The organism is Streptomyces sp. NBC_01717, assembly GCF_036248255.1.
Lineage (GTDB): Bacteria > Actinomycetota > Actinomycetes > Streptomycetales > Streptomycetaceae > Streptomyces.
Genome location: NZ_CP109178.1, coordinates 8,608,777 through 8,625,764 on the forward strand (window position 1 = coordinate 8,608,777; position 16,988 = coordinate 8,625,764).

19 protein-coding genes and 2 pseudogenes are annotated in these 16,988 nt (G+C 69.1%); 14 read left to right on the plus strand and 7 right to left on the minus strand.

From position 1 onward, the window contains the following. The first annotated feature begins 83 nt into the window (after window positions 1-83). The 5 genes from OHB49_RS38950 (at window position 84) to OHB49_RS38970 (ending at window position 4,402) form a co-directional block, all read left to right on the plus strand. Window positions 84-962: a patatin-like phospholipase family protein gene (locus OHB49_RS38950; protein WP_329165627.1), complete on the plus strand. Its 879-nt coding sequence runs from the start codon at window positions 84-86 to the stop codon at window positions 960-962. After that, window positions 959-2,182: a macrolide family glycosyltransferase gene (locus OHB49_RS38955; protein ID WP_329165628.1), complete on the plus strand. Its 1,224-nt coding sequence runs from the start codon at window positions 959-961 to the stop codon at window positions 2,180-2,182. Before OHB49_RS38950 ends, OHB49_RS38955 begins: the two co-directional genes overlap by 4 nt. A gap of 3 nt (window positions 2,183-2,185) precedes the next feature. Further along, entirely contained in the window at window positions 2,186-2,671 is a 486-nt protein-coding gene (locus tag OHB49_RS38960; protein WP_329165629.1) for a hypothetical protein, read from the plus strand. Further along, a complete protein-coding gene (locus OHB49_RS38965) occupies window positions 2,668-3,606 on the plus strand; it encodes a hypothetical protein (RefSeq protein WP_329165630.1) in 939 nt (312 codons plus the stop codon). Before OHB49_RS38960 ends, OHB49_RS38965 begins: the two co-directional genes overlap by 4 nt. A gap of 109 nt (window positions 3,607-3,715) precedes the next feature. Beyond that, window positions 3,716-4,402 carry a TetR/AcrR family transcriptional regulator gene (locus OHB49_RS38970; RefSeq protein WP_329165631.1) on the plus strand — a complete coding sequence of 229 codons (687 nt, stop codon included), beginning with the start codon at window positions 3,716-3,718 and terminating at the stop codon, window positions 4,400-4,402. 340 nt (window positions 4,403-4,742) lie between these two features. Here OHB49_RS38970 and tnpA read toward each other — a convergent pair. After that, window positions 4,743-5,154: pseudogene (gene tnpA / locus OHB49_RS38975) on the minus strand (IS200/IS605 family transposase); the annotation flags it as partial. A gap of 25 nt (window positions 5,155-5,179) precedes the next feature. Here tnpA and OHB49_RS38980 point away from each other — a divergent pair. Then, window positions 5,180-6,400, plus strand: coding sequence for an RNA-guided endonuclease InsQ/TnpB family protein (locus OHB49_RS38980; protein ID WP_329165633.1), 1,221 nt, complete (start codon window positions 5,180-5,182; stop codon window positions 6,398-6,400). A gap of 19 nt (window positions 6,401-6,419) precedes the next feature. Here the strand turns inward: OHB49_RS38980 and OHB49_RS38985 are convergent, their stop codons facing one another. After that, entirely contained in the window at window positions 6,420-6,887 is a 468-nt protein-coding gene (locus OHB49_RS38985; RefSeq protein WP_329165634.1) for a MarR family winged helix-turn-helix transcriptional regulator, read from the minus strand. Window positions 6,888-7,100: 213 nt separating this feature from the next. Between OHB49_RS38985 and OHB49_RS38990 the strand changes: the two genes are divergently transcribed. From OHB49_RS38990 to OHB49_RS39000, 3 genes and pseudogenes are all read left to right on the plus strand, one after another. Further along, complete coding sequence (locus tag OHB49_RS38990; protein ID WP_329165635.1) at window positions 7,101-8,054, plus strand: ABC transporter permease; 954 nt, start codon at window positions 7,101-7,103, stop codon at window positions 8,052-8,054. Window positions 8,055-8,179: 125 nt separating this feature from the next. Next, window positions 8,180-8,406: pseudogene (locus tag OHB49_RS38995) on the plus strand (helix-turn-helix domain-containing protein); the annotation flags it as partial. A gap of 138 nt (window positions 8,407-8,544) precedes the next feature. Further along, window positions 8,545-9,603 (plus strand): vWA domain-containing protein, encoded by a 1,059-nt coding sequence (locus tag OHB49_RS39000; RefSeq protein ID WP_329165638.1) that lies wholly within the window; start codon window positions 8,545-8,547, stop codon window positions 9,601-9,603. A gap of 253 nt (window positions 9,604-9,856) precedes the next feature. Here the strand turns inward: OHB49_RS39000 and OHB49_RS39005 are convergent, their stop codons facing one another. Then, window positions 9,857-10,459, minus strand: a complete 603-nt coding sequence (locus OHB49_RS39005) for a DUF6000 family protein (RefSeq protein ID WP_329165640.1) — start codon at window positions 10,457-10,459, stop codon at window positions 9,857-9,859. 248 nt (window positions 10,460-10,707) lie between these two features. On the opposite strand from OHB49_RS39005, the gene OHB49_RS39010 reads away from it, so the two are divergent. Next, window positions 10,708-10,971 carry a hypothetical protein gene (locus OHB49_RS39010; protein WP_329165641.1) on the plus strand — a complete coding sequence of 88 codons (264 nt, stop codon included), beginning with the start codon at window positions 10,708-10,710 and terminating at the stop codon, window positions 10,969-10,971. 211 nt (window positions 10,972-11,182) lie between these two features. On the opposite strand, the gene OHB49_RS39015 is transcribed toward OHB49_RS39010, so the two are convergent. After that, window positions 11,183-11,926, minus strand: a complete 744-nt coding sequence (locus tag OHB49_RS39015) for an SDR family NAD(P)-dependent oxidoreductase (protein WP_329165642.1) — start codon at window positions 11,924-11,926, stop codon at window positions 11,183-11,185. Window positions 11,927-12,336: 410 nt separating this feature from the next. Between OHB49_RS39015 and OHB49_RS39020 the strand changes: the two genes are divergently transcribed. Further along, on the plus strand, window positions 12,337-12,918 hold the full coding sequence (locus OHB49_RS39020) for a hypothetical protein (protein ID WP_329165643.1): 582 nt from the start codon (window positions 12,337-12,339) through the stop codon (window positions 12,916-12,918). A 30-nt stretch (window positions 12,919-12,948) separates the two neighbouring features. Further along, complete coding sequence (locus tag OHB49_RS39025; RefSeq protein ID WP_329165645.1) at window positions 12,949-13,674, plus strand: YcnI family copper-binding membrane protein; 726 nt, start codon at window positions 12,949-12,951, stop codon at window positions 13,672-13,674. On the opposite strand, the gene OHB49_RS39030 is transcribed toward OHB49_RS39025, so the two are convergent. After that, complete coding sequence (locus OHB49_RS39030) at window positions 13,671-13,916, minus strand: hypothetical protein (RefSeq protein ID WP_329165646.1); 246 nt, start codon at window positions 13,914-13,916, stop codon at window positions 13,671-13,673. The two genes, OHB49_RS39025 and OHB49_RS39030, sit on opposite strands and share 4 nt — an antisense overlap. Here OHB49_RS39030 and OHB49_RS39035 point away from each other — a divergent pair. Both OHB49_RS39035 and OHB49_RS39040 read left to right on the plus strand, forming a co-directional pair. Continuing rightward, the gene (locus OHB49_RS39035; RefSeq protein WP_329165647.1) at window positions 13,915-14,463 is read left to right on the plus strand and encodes a CchlQ; all 549 of its coding nucleotides are present in this window, start codon (window positions 13,915-13,917) and stop codon (window positions 14,461-14,463) included. The genes OHB49_RS39030 and OHB49_RS39035 overlap by 2 nt on opposite strands. A 91-nt stretch (window positions 14,464-14,554) precedes the next feature. Then, a complete protein-coding gene (locus OHB49_RS39040) occupies window positions 14,555-15,175 on the plus strand; it encodes a TetR/AcrR family transcriptional regulator (protein WP_329165648.1) in 621 nt (206 codons plus the stop codon). A gap of 109 nt (window positions 15,176-15,284) precedes the next feature. Here the strand turns inward: OHB49_RS39040 and OHB49_RS39045 are convergent, their stop codons facing one another. Then, window positions 15,285-16,505: a YbfB/YjiJ family MFS transporter gene (locus OHB49_RS39045; protein WP_443079612.1), complete on the minus strand. Its 1,221-nt coding sequence runs from the start codon at window positions 16,503-16,505 to the stop codon at window positions 15,285-15,287. 101 nt (window positions 16,506-16,606) lie between these two features. Next, complete coding sequence (locus OHB49_RS39050) at window positions 16,607-16,909, minus strand: muconolactone Delta-isomerase family protein (RefSeq protein ID WP_329165649.1); 303 nt, start codon at window positions 16,907-16,909, stop codon at window positions 16,607-16,609. Between the last annotated feature and the right edge of the window lie 79 nt (window positions 16,910-16,988).

Here is a 16,988-nt window from a genome sequence, read left to right on the forward strand (position 1 = left end):
GCGACAAGGGGGCGCGTCCGCTGCCATCGAGCCACCCGCCCGGGGACCTGACGTCAGCGGGCTTGTGCGCCCTTCCCCGTCCCGTGGCCGCAGTGGTGGGCGCCGGTGGCGTGCTCGGAGCGGCGCATGTCGGTGTCGGGTACGCGCTGGAGGAGCGCGGATTCGTCCCGGACCTGATCGTCGGAACCTCGGTGGGCGCCCTCAACGGGGCAATCGCGGCCGCCCACCCCGACAGGGCAGCGCCGTGGCTGGACCACGTGTGGACTCGGTTGCGTCGCCGTGAGGTGTATCCGCTCGGCTCCCTGTCCTCACGGGCCAGCATCTTCACCGATCGCGGTCTGCGTCGGCTGATTGCTCGGGCTGGGCTGCCGTCGCGGATCGAGCAACTGGCGGTCCCGTTCGCCGCGGTGGCCATGGACCTGGTCACGGGTGCCCCGGTGCTGCTCGACCACGGAGACCTCGAGTCCGCGCTGCTGGCCAGCGCAGCCATTCCCGGGATGCTGCCCCCGGTGGATCGTGAGGGCCGGACGCTCGTCGACGGCGGGGTGATCGCCTATGTCCCGGTACTGGCGGCCCTGCAGGCCGGAGCGGCCAGCGTGGTGGTGCTGTCGACGGGGCCGGAGAGCTCGCCGTTGAGCTCAACCCTCCCGCGCCTACGTGCCAGTGCGATCGCCGCCAGGGCGGGACTGCTGCTGATGCACCATCAGATCGAGCGTGACCTGCACGAGGTGTCCAAGCACATCCCGACCGTCGTGCTGCCGACCGGTGTCGAGACCTGGCCCGCCCCGTGGGACTTCGGACATTCCCAGCGGCTGATCAGCACCGCGTCCCTCACGGCGGGGCGCTTTCTCGACGGGCTGCGCATCAGTGGGCCTGGCCTGTATCGGGCCGACGTTCCTCCGGCGCCATCGGCCAGTCCGGGCGAGGCATCCACTTCCTCCGTATTGGGGGTCGCTCTGTGAGTACCTTCGCGTTCCTCAACATCGCCATGCACGGGCACGTCAACCCGACGCTGCCCGTCGTGGCCGAGCTTGTTCGGCACGGCCACTCCGTCACGTACCACACCTCGCCCGCGTTCCGTGAGGAGATCGAGGCCACCGGCGCGACTGTGTGCCTCTACCCCGGGGGCGACCAGCCGCTTCCCGATCCGCCGATGCCCGTCACTCTGATGGAGGGGCTTGCGGGCACCGCCGTCCGCTTGCTGCCCGCCGTGCTCAGCGATCTGCGCCGCGTCCGGCCCGACGCGATCGTCCACGACAATGCCTGTTTGTGGGGCGCCGTCGCCGCCCGCGAACTCGACGTGCCGGCGGCGTCGTCGTTCACCACGTTTGCGTTCAATCGGCGTGTGCCCAGCCCCACCCGCGGCTCGTGGGACCTGCTGGCCGCGGCGGCGGCTCGGCCCAGCAGCCTCCAGGGCTACCTGCGGTCACGCTGGGCGCTGCGCCGCCGCTTCGACACGCATGGGTTGCCACTGCTCGACTTGGGGAACGTCCGTCAGCCGCTCAATCTGGTCTACACCTCGCGGGCGTTCCAGCCTGCCGCCGAGGACTTCGACCAGTCCTACCGGTTCGTCGGCCCAAGCATCGGCGCCCGCCCGGTCGACCCGTCGTTCCCGGCCGATCGGCTGAAGGACCCGGTGCTGTACGCCTCGCTGGGCACCGTGTTCAACGCCGCTCCGCGGCTGCTGCGCAGTTTCGCCACCGCGCTCGCCCCGCTGGGCGGCACCGTGATCGTCTCCACCGGGCAGACCGATCCCGCCGCGTTGGGTCCGTTGCCGGCGAACGTGATCGCCCGCCGCTTCGTGCCGCAACCGGAGGTGCTGGCCCGCGCGGCGCTGTTCGTCACCCATGGCGGGATGAACAGCGTCAACGAGGCCATGTACGCCGGGGTTCCGATGCTGGTGGTCCCGCAGGGCGCTGACCAGCCGATGGTGGCCCGTCGTATCGTCGAACTCGGCGCCGGCCTGTCGATCCGTACCCAGGACGTCACCAGGGGCTCCGTGCGGGTCCTCGCCCGGCGTCTCCTCGACGACCAAAGGTTCCGGGCAGCCGCGACCACCCTGCAGGTCGCCCAGCACGAGGCGGGTGGATTTGAGCGTGCCGCCGACGAACTCGAGCGGTACCTGCATGCGGCCGGCTCGGCCAGCCAGCCGGCTCCGGTCGCTCCGTCACAGCGAGGCTGAGTGATGTCACCTGTTGTTGTCGTCCTGCTGCTGTTCGCCGGGCTGTCGGAGGCCGTCGGCCGCATCCTTCCTCTGGTGGCGCGCCGGCCCGGCATGTCGCGGACCTTCGTGGCCGGGTTGCTGCTGCCCGGCGGCCTCGTCGAGGGTGCTGTGTTCGCGCTGTGGCCGCTGACCGCGTGGACCCTAGCCGAGCTGGTGCTGTCCACTCCGTCAGAGACGGGCTTGGTGTGGACACCAAGCCTGGTCGCCCCGCTGGTGCTTTCTGCCGTCCTTGCATTCCCCTTGCTCGGGCCGCTGCTCCACCTGCTGCTCCTTGTGGGGGTCGGGGCCGGTCTGGCCGGCCCGCTCGCCACGGCGACCGGACTGGGCTGGTGGGGCGCCGCCGGTTGCGTGGCCGTCGCCGGGGCCGGGCTCGGCGCCGCCGTAGAGGCGGTGCGGCGGATGGTCGTGAGGATCAGTGCAGCTGGGGCACCGGAGGCGATGGCATGAACGCCTTCCTGCTCTGGGTCTGCGCACTTGGGCCCGCTCTGCTCGCCGAAGCTCTGCTGGCCCGCTACGAGGTGCTGGCCTACAGCGCCGGCTGGCGGGCCCCTACCACCGAGCTCCCGGAGGGCCTGCCCTATGCCCGGGGTGCGGCCCCTGACAGCCCCCCGGATGCCTACCTGGTCTACTTGGACGGGATCGGGAAACGCCGCGTCCGCGACACCCGGGACGGCGGCCAGCTGGTCAAGGCGCTGATCGCCGGAGCGCCGGAGCTGCGGGTGCTGGGTCAGGTGCAGCCCTACTCGCCGCTGGCAGACCCGCTCGCCGACAGGCCGGTGTGGGCGTGGCTGCGCCGCCGCATCGGGCTGCTGCTGTTCCTGCACAACGTCATGCAGATCTTCGTCGCCGCCGACCACCGGTACCGCCCGCTTTACAACCGGGCCGTCGGCTGCCAGATCGCCACTCAGCTCCGGCTCGCCGGCTACCGGCCCGACAGCGGTATCCCTGTGGTGCTGCTCAGCTACAGCGGCGGCGCCCAGGTCGCCACCGGCGCTGTTGACGAACTGCACACCCAGCTACGCTCCCCGCTCCTGCTGATCACGCTCGGTGGCTTCTACAACGGCGCCAACGACCTCACCCATGCCGAGCACGTGCATCAGCTCACCAGCGCGAGCGACTGGATTGAGCGGGTCGGCACCTGGATCTTCCCTCAGCGTTGGCGGCTGTTCCGCCGCAGCGGGTGGAACCGCGCCCGCCGCGCGGGGAAGATCACCGTGCATCGGCTCGACCCGGCCACCCACCTCGGGCCGCGTAGCTACATCAGCCCGCAGGCCCAGCTGCCCGATGGACGCAGCCACCTGGACCGCACCACCGACACCGTGATCGCGCTCATCCGCGCCCACCACAGCGCAACCGTGGCGACGGGGGATCGGTTGCCATGAGGGCCTCGCCCGGAGCGCGCAGCGCAGGGTCAGACACGCTTCGCGCGAAGTCGACCTTGTCGGGTGCCTCCGCCGCGCCTCGTCTGCTGAATTACTCACGGAGGGGGCAATGAGCGAAGGAGACCCTGGCCCCTGCCCGAACCACACCGCCGCCCGCCCCGTTGCCGCGGCCCGCGGGAGACGGCCCTCACAGGGCAGCGGCCGCCGCCCGGGACAGAGCAGCACCAGGACCCAGATCCTCACGGCCGCGCTCGAACTCTTCGCCACCAAGGGCTGTTCGGGCACCACGATGCGCGGGATCGCCCAGCAGGCGCAGGTGCACCCGGCGCTGATCCACCACTTCTTCAACAACAAGGACGGCCTCTTCCAGGACGCCGTTTCCTCCCGGATCGACATGTCCACCCTCTTCGACTCCCTCACGGACGAGGAGGCGGAAGCCGGGCTGAAGAACCGCGGAGAGTGGATCGCCCGGACGTTCCTCTCCTTCTGGGAGGACGAGTCGACCCGCCCCGCATTGGTCGCCGTCTACCGGACCAGCCTGTCGGACGAGGCGACCACCAAGGCGTTCCGCGACCAGATCGAGGCAGCCTTCGCGTCGTGCCTGGGCCGGATCGCCCCTGAGGAGACCGAGCGGACACCGGCGTTCACGTCCCTGGTGTCCGCGCAACTGGCCGGCCTCGTCATGCAGCGCTACGTCCTCGCGGTGGAGCCGCTGGCCTCACTCGACTTCGCGGATCTGATGGAGTGGCTCGTCCCCGCCATCGAGGTCCACTTCGACCGGCTGCCCCAGGAGTAGGCGGCTGAGGCGCCCTCGGGAGGGGCCACCGCCGCGGCCCGGTTCGGGCCCCCGCCTGCGCCGCTCCTCAGGCGGGTAGCGGCCGGTCTGCAGCGCGGCCCGGGCGGGGCGCACACAGGCTGGGGCGTGAGGGCCTGCTCGACATACGTGCCGGTATGGGTGATGACTGCGATCGCGGTGTTCGGCTCCGGAGCAAAGCAGATCGAGCAGGCGGCCGGAAGATCGAATTCTCCCCGTCCTCCAGCGCTGAGCCGTGCGCTACCGGAATTAGTCGCAGTGCACCGGGCTTCAGCCCGGTGATGAGGCGATTCTGAGAAGTGCTCTGACCTGCGGGCTCGAGCGGACGGTTCTGCTGCTCGATGTACTGGCGGACGGTCGACAGCGGTGCCCCGCCCGCAGATCCGGCGAAGTACGAGCCGGGCCACAGGCGCTCGGCCTGCCAGTAGTGCCGGACCAGTTCGGGGTATTCCTGTCGGAGGCTGCGGGAGCTGACGTCCTTGAGGCTGTTGACCAGTTTGGACAGGGCGGTCTTGGGCGGGTAGTTCACGAGGAGGTGGACGTGGTTGTTCTCGCCGTTGAACTCGGTCAGCTCGCATTCGTAGTCGGTGCACACGGCGCGCGTGATCTCTTCCATGCGTTTGAGGTGGGTGTCGGTGAGGACCGTGTGCCGGTGCTTCGTCATGAAAACGAAGTGTGCGTGAGGGACGAAAACGACAGTGTCGGCCGGTACGGATGTTCTGGTACTCGGTCATAACCCAGCTGGGTAGGGTGATGGGCGTGCAGTTGAGGTATAGCTTCCGTCTGTACCCGAATGGTCCTCAGCGCTCGGCGCTGGCAAGGGCCTTCGGGTGTGCGCGGGTGGTCTACAACGATGCGCTTCGCGCCCGGGAGACTGCCCGTGCGGAGGGTGCGCCGTTCCCGAAGTCCGGGGACCTGTCCAGGCTGCTGATCACCGAGGCGAAGAGGACCACTGAACGGGCCTGGCTCGGTGAGGTGTCGGCTGTGGTGCTGCAGCAGTCCCTGCGGGATCTGGATACCGCGTACCGGAACTTCTTCGACGGCCTGGAGGGCAAGCGACCGCGCATGGGCGCTCCCCGTTTCAAGAGCGGTAAGGACAGCCGGCAGGCCGTCAGGTTTACCGCGAACGCCCGGTGGAAGATCACGGCCGGCGGTGACCTGTCCCTCCCGAAGATCGGCGACGTACGGGTCAAGTGGTCCCGCACACTGCCGTCCGCCCCATCCACGGTGACCGTGGTCAAGGACGCGGCCGGGCGGTACTTCGCGAGCTTCGTGGTGCAGAGGGGCCCGGAAGAGATGCTGCCCGAGGTCGCCGGTCAGGTCGGTATCGACCTGGGGCTGTCGCACTTCGCGGTCCTCTCCGACGGCACAAAGATCGAATCCCCGCGCTTCTTGCGCCGGGCGGAGAAGAAGCTGAAGCGGGAACAGCGTCGTCTGTCCCGCAAGGCACAGGGCAGCAGCAACAGGATGAAGGCCCGGCTCAAGGTCGCTCGCGCTCACACACGGGTGGCTGACGCGCGGCGCGAGTTCCACCACCAGCTCTCCACTCGGATCATCCGTGATAGCCAAGCGGTTGCCGTGGAGGACCTGGCGGTCAGGGGACTTGCCCGTACGCGCCTGGCGAAGTCCGTCCACGACGCTGGATGGTCGGCGTTCGTGGCGATGCTGGAGTACAAGGCTGCCCGGTACGGGCGCACCTTCGTGCGCATCGGCCGGTTCGAGCCGACCTCTCAGGTCTGCTGTGTGTGCGGCGTCAAGGACGGCCCCAAGCCCCTGCACGTCCGGGTGTGGGAGTGCGGGGCATGCGGGGCCGTCCTGGACCGGGACATCAACGCGGCGGTCAACGTCGCCAAGGCCGCCGGACTGGCGGTGTCAGCCTGTCGAGCGCAGGTAAGACCGGGACTCGTCCCGGCGCAGCGCGAAGAAGCAGGAACCCACCGAGACGGTCACACGACCGTGGTAGGGATCCCCGGGGTTTAGCCCGGGGAGCGGAAGTCAATCATGTCCCGTCGTGCCGATTCCCGTTACCCGGTCCGAGCGCCTGGGCGTTGAGGGCGCCGAGCATGCGACGGAGGTGGCTGCGCACCTGTTCCTGTTCCTGGGGCAGGAACGGTTCCAGGGTCTCCTGCTCGCACGGTTCGAGCGCGGTCTCGCCCTGTTGTGCCAGGGCCTTACCCGCGGCCGTGACGCACATTTCGATGATCTTTCCATGCGTGGGGTGGGGGCGCCGCTCGACCAGTCCACGCTCGACCAGCTCCCGCAGCGCCGTGCCCATGGACTGTGCGGTGACGCCGCAGCGCCGGGCGAGTTCGGCACTGGACAGAGGCCCGTCCAGGCTCAATCGGACGAGCGTGCTGAATTGCGCCTGGGTCAGTCCGAGTGGGCGCAATGCCCGTTCGAAGCGCTGGGTGTATGCCTGCGAGATCTGCCAAATCAGGTAGCCGATGCGCTCACTGGGATCCTTCACCGCCACCGATGCCCCTCCATGCGTAAGGTAGCTTATATAAGCCACCTTACACGATCAAGCCGAGGGACCATGCTCAGCACTCCGTCCACAAGTCAAAGTCCTATCCCTGATAGCGACCCGGGGCCGGGGCGACACCGCCACCACCCAGGTCCGCAGAGTGACGCCCCACCCGGGCGGCCGGGGCTGACCGGTCCGCAGGCGGTGCTCAAGCCCGTGATCTCTGTGCTGACCATCGGCCTGGTCTTCGTCAGCGTTTTCCTCGCCGCCTTCCATACGCCCCAGGCGCACCGGCTGCCGGTCGCCGTCGCCGCGTCAGACAAGACCGCGGCACAATTCGACGTCCGGCTGCAGCGTGTCTCGCCGGACGGCTTCCAGGTCGACCGGTACCCGGACAACGCCTCAGCCCGTTGGGCGGTTGAGCACCGCGAGGCGTATGCCGCGTTGTTGGCCGACGGCGGCGAGCCCAAGATCGTGTATGCGGGTGCGAACGGCCCCGCAGTGTCCGCGCTGGTGGCGCCGCTCGCCAGTCTGTGCGCCCCGGGCTGTCGGCCGGCGGGGGAGAAGTGGCCCGTGACCGACATCCTTCCGCTGTCGAGTGGAGACAACCGGGGTCTATCGGTCTTCTATGCGTCATTCGGGTTGGTGCTGGCAGGGTTTCTCTTCGGTCAGTTGACCTACCAAGTGGCACCGCGCCTCTCCTTCGGGCAGCGCGTGAGCAGTCTGGCGCTGTTCGCGGTTGTTGGCGGGCTGGCGACAGCACTCATTGCGAGTACGGCCTTCGGAGCCATACCCGGTCCCTTTCTGGGCATCGCTGGGCTTGTGGCGCTGATGGCGGGGGCTGTGGCGGCGGCCACCATACTTTTGATCCGGATCTTCGGCGCGATCGGAGTTCTGCTTGCGTCGATCTTCATGATCGTGATGGGCAACGCCAGCAGCGGTGGGGTGCTGCCGCCCGAATTTCTGCCTGGTTGGCTGAAGCCACTCACCTCGGTGATGCCTCCGGGCGTAGGCGTCCGCGCACTGGACGGGATCGCCTACTTCCACCACGACGGGCTGGTCAGCGGTGTTGTGGTGCTGTCGGCATGGATCGCTCTTTGTGTCGCGGCGCTGTTCTTCCTCGACCGGATCGCCGCATCTGCCGCGATCCTGCACGCCGCGAGGCCGTGAGGGCGCCGATAGATACCGAAGTCGGCCCGGTGCCCCGCAAGCCGGCCAGGTGCGGCGCGTGCGGCCGCCACTGCCACTTCCTGCGGCCGGTGCGGTAGATGCCAAAGCCGTCCGATGGCCGGCTCGCCGATCCGGAGAAGGAGTTGGCGCTGGGTCCGGCCATGCATGGCCGGGAGGACTGGTGGTGGCCCCTGGCCCGGATCAGGGTGCTGATCGCCTGGAGGTTCCGAATCGACTGCCCGCCGGCGGCGGTGTGGCGGCTGCTGCACATGCATGGCCGGTCCCGGCAGTGTCCCGCCCCCGGTCTGTGGGGCGCGACGAGTGCGCGGTGAGCCTGCGGAAGAAGGACGTGTGGCCACCGGCCGCCAAACCCGCGCTGCCGGACACCGCACCTGGATGCAGGCAGGTGATTGAGCGTCAAACGCCGTTGTCAGTGCCTCCCAATAAAGTGAAGACATCACTCGGGGAGCCTCGGAGGGGGAGCACAAACGTGTCCGCAAACAAGATCCAGCACAAGGTGAATCACGTCGCGCTGGTAGTGGACTGTTCAGGTTCGATGCGACCGCACCAGAGTCAACTCATTCGAGTTGTGGACGAGTTCGTGGCGGGGTTGAAGGCCGAGTCGGACAGCCTCGGCCACGAGACACGGATCAGCCTCTACTCGTTCGACCACAAGGTGGAGAATCTGGTCTGGGACATGGACGTGAAGCATCTGCCGTCCATGCGGGGGCTGTACCAGGTCAACAATGGCGCTACGGCCCTCATCGAGGCTTCTCTGAAGTCCCTGGACGACCTGGGCCATATTTGGGAGGAATACGGCGAGCACAGCTTCCTCCAGATCGTCGTGACGGACGGTGAGGAGAACGCCTCCGGCGGCGACAGGCGGCACGACGGCGACATGGCCGTCCTCGGCCCCTGGCTCGACAAGATCGCGGCGAAGATGAGCGGGCTTGCGGACCACTGGACTTCCGCGATCCTCGTTCCGAACTCCCTGGCCAAGCGCACCGCCCAGAACTACGGTTTCCCGGCCGGGAACATCGCCATCTGGGATGCGGATTCCCAGAAGGGCGTCGAGGAGGCGATCGGCACCGTGCGCGCTGCCGCCACCAGCTTCCTGCGCGGGCGCGAGCAGGGGGTGCGCGGCACGAAGAACCTGTTCGCCGTCGGCCAGGACATATCGGTTGCCGAGGTGCGGGCGAACCTCGAACCGATTCCGGCCGACAAGTACCGGCTCCTGAAAGTCGACAAGGAAGTCGAGATTCGTCCCTTCGTCAACTCACATCCGGGCGTGACGTACGAACGTGGTTCGTGTTACTACCAGTTGGGCGCCCGGGCTCAGGTTCAGCAGAACAAGGAAGTCGTTGTTGTCGAGAAGGACACCGACCGCGCCTATACGGGCGACGCGGCACGCAGCCTTTTGTTCGGTACGGATGTCCAGGGGACCGTCTCCGTGAAGGCGGGGAACAATCCCAAGTTGGAGGTGTATGTGCAGAGCCGTTCGGTGAATAGGAAGCTCAAGCCGGATACACGTCTGCTCATCATGCTCTGAAATCAATGAGCGAAGAGCGGGGTTGGTCCGGGAGAGGCCTGCTCCCGTTGCTCGACACCGCCGTGAGCAGCAGGTGTCGCCCCGTGCGGTCACTGGTGGCACGCGGCGGCGCGGAGGCCGGGGTGTGTTCACAGACACTGACAGCGACGCCTGTCCCGCATCTTGACGAAGTGGGTGCCCCTGGCGCCCGCACCAGCCCAAAGGGGCAGGTATTTGTGCACGTTCGGCGGCTCTGTCGTAGATCTCGTGACGTCTACCTGGGAGAGTCCGCCAGTGCGCACAGCTCATCGATGAACCGGCTCGGCGGCGAGGGCTGGAACCGGGCGTCCGTCCACTGATGCCACAGGCCTGCGGGGGCGAGGAAGGGGGCGGCGTGTTCGGTTCCAGCCTGACTGTCGATGTGGAGGAGCGCGCTGATGGCCCAGTGCTGGTCGTACTGACAGTCAGGCTGTTGGAGATAGCGTTCCAGGTATGCCGTCAGGTACAGGGCATCTTCCTCCGCGCAGAAGCGTGCGAGAGCGAAGCAGTAGCCCTGACCCGAGAAGCACAGCTGGCTGGCGAGAAGCAGGTCACCCAGCACGTCTCGGAAGTGCTGACGGCGGTCCACACCGATCAGCCAGGCAGCGGTGAGGCGGGAGCGCCATTCGCTCTCCAGGAGGATTTCGAGTTCCTCATCGGTGATCGCCTGGGCGGCCGAGCGCAGTGATTGGAGAAAGACTGTGCGCTCACGCTCGTCGTCACGGGTGAAGTTGGCGTGAAGGAGGTGGAGGTAGCGCCCGATGTCGTTGGTTGTGGGCTTGACGTAGCGATCGATGACGTCGAGCAGTTCGGGGTCCGAGGAACGAGGAACGCGCATGACGGCATCTTCCCGTTCGCCGTTGGTCTGCGGCCAGCTGATTCCGGGGCCGGCTCGGGGCGGGAGCCGTGAGCTCACGTGCGGGACACCTCAGGCTCGGAGGAGTAATGCGGGTGCGGAGGAGGCCGAGTTTGGCCCGACCGTAGCCGACGCGTTTGAAGAGCTTGACCCTGGTCACCTGGTGCTCGACCTGGCCGGAGCCCCAGAGGGAGGAGCCCGTCGGTGAACCGTCGTAGGGCGGGCAGATCGTGCTGTCTGACCTGCTCCATCCATCCTTCGAGGTCTTCGCCGCGGTGCTCTTGCATGAGCGCGCCGAAGCTTCGGACGTGCTCGACGGCGGCGTCGAGTTCGGGGCAGGCCGCCCAAACCTCCTTCAGGCCCACGGCCTCGTCGGGGCGAAGGCGCTCGGGGCGGCTCATGATCCAGCGCAGGGTTCTCCTGGGGTGATCGTGTCCGGGGAATCGACACGCTGCCATCGTGGGCGGACCTGCATCTCCTGTGACCTGACCTGACCTGACCTGACCTGACCTGACCTGACCCGGCGCAAGTGCTCTGACGAGGTCAAAGGCGGCCCGTAGGCCGACCGCGGAGGCGGATATGACCCCGTCGATGGACAGAGTCGTGCTCTTGCGCGGCGAGCGAGCCGCTCGGCGTCGGCAGCATCGACGGCGCTCAGCCCATGAGCGGTGTGTTCACGAGCGTTTCCTCCCGGAGCGGGAGGGTTCAGATGGCGGTGCGGCCGCCGTCGACGGCGACGGTCGCGCCGGTGACGTAGCCGGCTTTCGGCGAGGCGAGAAATGCCACGACCTCGGCGATCTCGGCGGGGTCGGCCGCGCGCTTCATCGCGGTGGTTTCGGCGATCGTGTCGAACAGCTCGCGGGGCGCGCCTGGGGTGTAGACCGGGCCGGGGGCGACGGTGTTGAAGCGGACGCCGCGGCCGCTGTACTCGGCCGTCCAGCTCTGCGTCAGGGAGGCCAGCGCGGCCTTGGTCGCGCCGTACGCGGCTGCCCTGGCCAGGCCGAGGCTGCCGGCCATGCTGCCCATGTTGATCACGCTGCCCGATCCCTTCGCCGCCATCGCCGGGGCGAACGCCGCCACGAGGAAGAAGGCCGCGCGGACGTTGCCGGCGAACATCGCGTCGTAGTCGGAGACCTTCATCTCCTCGGTCGGGGCCCAGACGGCATGCCCTGCGTTGTTGACCAGGACGTCGATCTCGCCGACTTCGGCGGCGAGCCGGTCGATGCCGGCCGGATCCTCGAGGTCCGCCTGGACGAACCGGGCCTCGCCGCCGGCGGCGGTGATCTCGTCGACGGTCTCGGCGCCGCGCTGGGCGTTGCGGCCGGTCACGACGACGGACATTCCGTCGGCGGCCAGCCGCTCGGCGACCGCCCGGCCGATGCCGGAGGTGGCCCCGGTGACGAGGGCGGTGAGGGGGCGCAGGTCGAGGTCTTCGTGCTTCACAGACATGAGGTGCTCCTTGCGGAATTGTTGTCCGGACCGATCTGTCCGGGAACGGGCGGCGACGCCCGGACACCAGTCGGCGTCGATCTCGCGGCGCCGAGGCAGCGCGGTCTCGTCGGCCCCGACCCGCCCGAGCCGTACCTGCTCGGACAATGCGGCCGCTCGCGGGGTTCGTAGTTCATCACCGCCGATGGTCAGCGACCTGGTGAAACGCCGGTACCGCAGCACCTCCGCTGCCCGCAGGCCGGCCGGCGAGGCATCACTGTCACGATACGGTCGTCCCGCCGCAGGGAAGCGGCGTCCGTCTCGTCCGACACGGGGCTCCACCCCTTGGTCGGTACGTCGGCTCAGTCGACGACGAGGCGGATGCGGCAGTCAGAGAGAACCGTTCGCTTCGCGTGGGAGTATCTGGCGCCATGAGGGCGTCCCCTTCGGTACGGAGTGTGCGTGCGGTGGTGTTCGCCGTGCTGGGCGTGTTGCTGGCTGCCGGGGGCCATGCGCTGGCGACGGGGGCGGCACCACCGGTATGGGTGCAGGCCGTCGGGTTCGTGCCCGTCTTCGCGGGCGGCTGCCTGCTGGGTGGCCGGGAGCGGTCGCTGGCGGGCATCGGTGGTGGGACGCTTGCCGCCCAGGGCGGGCTGCACGTCGCATTCGACGCCGGACGGCCTCATGCTGTGCTGGGCATGCAGGGCCTGCGCATGGCCCATCAGCATGCGTTGACGCCTCACGCAACCGCGGTCCATGTCGCGACGGCCGTCCTCGTGACCTGGTGGCTGCGACGCGGCGAGGCCGCGCTGTGGTCCCTGCTGCGCCGGGCGGTCGCGTGGGTACCGGGGCTGGTGGTCCGGTGGCACGTACGGAGAGGGCTGTGTGTCGCACCGGTCTCAGTGGGCTTCGTGCACGGGATCGCAGGTGAGCTGCGGCCGACCCGGCAGGTGCTGCTGCGGCATGCCGTCCACCGTCGAGGACCGCCCACCAGGAGCCCGTACGCGCCCTGAATCCACTGACCCCAGTACGGAGTTCCAGTCATGTTCTCGACACGCACCGCCCTGCGCCGGGCAGGCACCGTTGCCGCCCTCGCGGCCGCCGGCGTCCTGACCGCCGCGGGCGTCGCCTTCGCGCACGTCACCGTCCACCCCGACAGCTACGCCAAGGGCGCCACGGACGGCGTCCTCACCTTCCGCGTGCCCAATGAGGAGGACACTGCCGACACCACCAAGGTGCAGGTCTTCCTGCCCACCGACCACCCGGTCCTGGGCGTACTCGTCACCCCTCAGGACAGCTGGACCGCGAAGGTGACGACCACCAGGCTCAAGACCCCCGTCAAGACCGACGACGGCACCATTACCGACGCCGTCTCCCAGATCACCTGGTCCGGGGGACGGATCCGATCCGGCGAGTACCAGGACTTCGATGTCGCCTTCGGCCAGTTGCCGGACGACACCGATCAGTTGGGCTTCAAGACGCTGCAGACCTATTCCGACGGCAAGGTCGTCCGTTGGATCGAGGAGACGCAGAAGGGCGCGGAGGAGCCGGAGAGCCCGGCGCCCGTCCTCAAGCTCACCGCCGGCACCGCGGGCGACGAGAGCGCACCCATGACTGCCTCGCCCTCGGAGCCGAAGGCCACAGCCAAGGCGTCGAGCAGTGACTCGACCGCACGCGGCCTCGGCATCGCCGGGCTTGTCGCGGGCGTTCTGGGGCTGGTCGCAGCCGGGGTGGCCATCGCTCGTGGCCGCAGCGCCCGCTCCTCCTAGCCGGGGCGCGCAAGCACGGTTCCGTCGGCGTCGAGTTCCGCCGACGGGACCGTGCTGCCGCTCGTCCACACCGACGCCGAACGCGGGGCGGCTCTGCGGAGCTGTGCGGCCGGCCCTGCCACGCCGGCGGCGCTCGAGTACGCAGCCGCGGCAGCGTGGACGGCCGCCCCCGTGGCCACCTGCGCGGTCCACGGCGTGGTGCTACGGTGCCGTCCGAGCCGGCGGGCAGGGGGAGTGCGCATGGAGTGGGGGACGTTGGTTGCGACGCTGGGCGGCGCCGTGATCGCGATATCGGGAACCGTTCTGGCCGACCGTCTGCGCACGCGACAGGAGGTCGACCGCGGCCTCGGCGCGCGGCGCCGCGAGGCGTACATCGATTTCATCGCTGCCGCGGGCGCCGCGCATACGCAGCTGCGCCGGCTCGCGCAGGCCCCTGATGCCGCCACTGACCTGGAGTCGGCCAGCCGCGCGGCCTTGACCGACGCCAGGCTCTACGAGGTACGGGAGAGGCTGTTCATCGACGCCAGCGCGACGGTTGCCGGCGCGGGCCAGGCGATGTTCGAGCAGCTTCGTGCATTGCGCAGCGCCGTCGCCGCGGGGGCGCCTGTCTCCTCGCCCACCTTCCACGACGCCTACCACCCGTACATCGCGAGCGTGTGGGCGTACCGAGTCGCGGTCCGCGACGAACTGGAGGGGCAGTCCCTGGTACCTGCCGTCTTCGGCTGGCACGCCTGGGACGGCAAGGAGCGATGCCCCTTGTGCAACAGAGACCTGGCGGGCACGGGCTGACCCGTGTTTCCTCCGGGGTGACGCACGGCGGTCAGCTTCTACTAGCCGACCGGTCTAGTAAGTGATGGTCGACCGGTCGTACACTCGCGACATGGGACGGACAAGTGACGCCAAAGAGAAGATCCTCAGTGCCGCGCAGTCGCTGATCGAGTTGCGCGGGTACTCGGCGCTGGGCGTGGCCGAGATCTGCAAGGCGGCCGATGTCCCCAAGGGCAGCTTCTACTATTTCTTCGAGTCCAAGGAGGCCCTTGCCCTGGCCGTCATCGACGAGCACTGGGCCGGCCAGAAGCAGGACTGGACGGGCATCCTGACCAGCGACGCAGAACCACTGGACCGGCTGCGGAAGCTGTTCGAGGTGACGGAGGAGGGCCAGCGCGCCGGCCAGCAGAGCTGCGGCACCGTCTCGGGCTGCCTGTTCGGGAATCTCACCCTGGAGATGAGCAACCAGACCGAGGCCATCCGCACCCGACTGCAGGAGATCTTCGACGCACAGGTCGAGATGGTCGACTCGGTCATCACCGAGGCTCTTGAACGCGACGAGGTCACCGTGACCGACACCCGGGAAGCCGCACGGTCCGTCGTCGCCCAGCTCGAGGGCCAGGTGCTGTTCGCCAAGCTCTACAACAACACCCACCGGCTCAGCCCCCTGTGGGCGAACTGCCTGGCCCTGCTCGGTGCTCGCGCACCGCAGGGGGCACTGGCGGGCAGCTGACACTCCCGCCCGGCGCGGCGGGCGGCACCGGGGGCTGAACGGCGGGCGGCAAGGGGCGTCAAGGGCGATCGGTCCGAGCCGACGTGGTTTCCGCCGGTGCGGACCGCCATCAGGGGACCGTGCTCCGCGCAACGGCCAGGTGGTGCGGGAAGCCGATCCGCAGGACGGCGGCGGCACCGGCGGCGGCGAGGACCACCAGGGCGGCCAGGACCAGGGCTTGGTGGTAGCCGTGGTGAAGCAGTGGGGTGACGACCAGCGGGCCGAGTATCTGGCCCACCGAGTAGCCGGCGGTCAGCAGGGCGACCGACCGGGGGAACTGCAGGTGGGTTCCCGCAGCCAGGGCGATGGTGCTGACGCCGAGGAACGTCGCGCCGAACAGCAGCGAGGAGACCAAGGCGGCCGTCACGCCGCCGATCAGCGCGGGGAGGGCGATGCCGACCGCCTGGATGACGAGGGCGGCGCACAACAGGTCGGGGCGGGACCAGCGCCGGCCCAGCCAGGCCCACAGCGCCGAGGACGGTACGGCAGCCAGACCGACGAGCACCCAGGCGCCGCTGCCTGCCCAGCCCGGGGAGCTCTGCTCGATCGCGGCGACCAGGAACGTGCCGGCGACGATGTAGCCGATGCCCTCCAGGGTGTAGGCGGCGAACAGGGCGGTGAACCAGCGGTGCGTGCGTGGACCCGGTCGATGGGCGGGCCCCGTCGTGGAGCTGACGCCGGACGCGGGCGTGCCCTCGGGACGCAGATTCCACGAAACAGCGGCGAAGACGGCGGCGAGTCCGGCCGACGCCCACCAGGCGGCCCGCCAGTCGGCCACGGAGCGCAGGACGAGAACGAGCAGACCGGACAGAGCGATCCCTGCGCCGACTCCACCGAATGCCCAGCCGGGCAGGTGAGCGGGGTGATCTCGCAGGTGGCTGAGGACTGAGCTGACGGCGACGACGAAGATCAGGGCGCTGCTCAGGCCGGCCAGCAGTCGCAACACGATCCACACGGTGGTTCTGTGGGTGGCGGGCATTCCGACGAGGCTGCCGGTCAGGACGATCAGGGAACCGCGCAGCACTGCGGGTGAGCGGACGAGCGCGGGCAACGCGATGCCCAGCAGCGCTCCGACGAGGTAGCCGACGTAGTTGGCGGTGGCCAGGTTCGCGCCCGCGGCGGAGGACAGCCCTGCCTGGGTGTGCATCAGAGGAAGGATCGGGGTGTAGACGAAGCGGCCGACCCCCATGCCCGCGGCGAGCGCTGCGGCGGCCTGCGCGACGTGGGTCCAAGGCGAGCGGAACGGGCCGCTGGATCGGGCGGAGAAGCGGCGCTGGGTTCGCGAGCTCATGACGAAGTCCTCGTGGGGCCGTGCGCGTATGCGGGCCAGGGCGCGGCTCATCGCTGCGGCCGCGTGACGGCGGCGGTGAATGTCGGAAGGGGGCCCGTGGGTCAGGACGTGGTGTCGGTCCGGCCCGGGTCGTTGGGGTGGGACTCGAGAGGGGTGACGTCGAGCGACATCCACGAGCGCAGTGGCAGCGTGCCGAGCACCTTCGCGTGGAGCTCTTCCTCGTCGGCGGCACGCCAAATGCCGATGCTGCGCAGTTCGCCGACCGGGCGCCACAGCCGGGCCAGGTGGCCGGTGGCGGCCAGTTCCTTGGCGCGGACGGCTTCGGCGGCGCGACGCCGGTCGACCTCTTCCTGGGTGGTGCCCTCGGGGATGGTGGTGGTGATCTCGACCAGGAACTCGCGCATGGTTCTGCTCCGTTCGGTTCGGCGCCCGGTTCGCGCCGGTACGCCACTGGTGTGGACGGTTTCCCTGCGGCCATCGTGT

Excerpts from the sequence above, each read along its gene's own strand:
- OHB49_RS38960 (WP_329165629.1), top strand. The coding sequence starts at position 2,186 with ATGTCACCTGTTGTTGTCGTCCTGCTGCTGTTCGCCGGGCTGTCGGAG.
- OHB49_RS38965 (WP_329165630.1), top strand. The coding sequence starts at position 2,668 with ATGAACGCCTTCCTGCTCTGGGTCTGCGCACTTGGGCCCGCTCTGCTC.
- OHB49_RS38970 (WP_329165631.1), top strand. The coding sequence starts at position 3,716 with ATGAGCGAAGGAGACCCTGGCCCCTGCCCGAACCACACCGCCGCCCGC.
- OHB49_RS39005 (WP_329165640.1), bottom strand. The coding sequence starts at position 10,459 with ATGCGCGTTCCTCGTTCCTCGGACCCCGAACTGCTCGACGTCATCGAT.
- OHB49_RS39015 (WP_329165642.1), bottom strand. The coding sequence starts at position 11,926 with ATGTCTGTGAAGCACGAAGACCTCGACCTGCGCCCCCTCACCGCCCTC.
- OHB49_RS39020 (WP_329165643.1), top strand. The coding sequence starts at position 12,337 with ATGAGGGCGTCCCCTTCGGTACGGAGTGTGCGTGCGGTGGTGTTCGCC.
- OHB49_RS39025 (WP_329165645.1), top strand. The coding sequence starts at position 12,949 with ATGTTCTCGACACGCACCGCCCTGCGCCGGGCAGGCACCGTTGCCGCC.
- OHB49_RS39035 (WP_329165647.1), top strand. The coding sequence starts at position 13,915 with ATGGAGTGGGGGACGTTGGTTGCGACGCTGGGCGGCGCCGTGATCGCG.
- OHB49_RS39030 (WP_329165646.1), bottom strand. The coding sequence starts at position 13,916 with ATGCGCACTCCCCCTGCCCGCCGGCTCGGACGGCACCGTAGCACCACG.
- OHB49_RS39040 (WP_329165648.1), top strand. The coding sequence starts at position 14,555 with ATGGGACGGACAAGTGACGCCAAAGAGAAGATCCTCAGTGCCGCGCAG.
- OHB49_RS39045 (WP_443079612.1), bottom strand. The coding sequence starts at position 16,505 with ATGAGCTCGCGAACCCAGCGCCGCTTCTCCGCCCGATCCAGCGGCCCG.
- OHB49_RS39050 (WP_329165649.1), bottom strand. The coding sequence starts at position 16,909 with ATGCGCGAGTTCCTGGTCGAGATCACCACCACCATCCCCGAGGGCACC.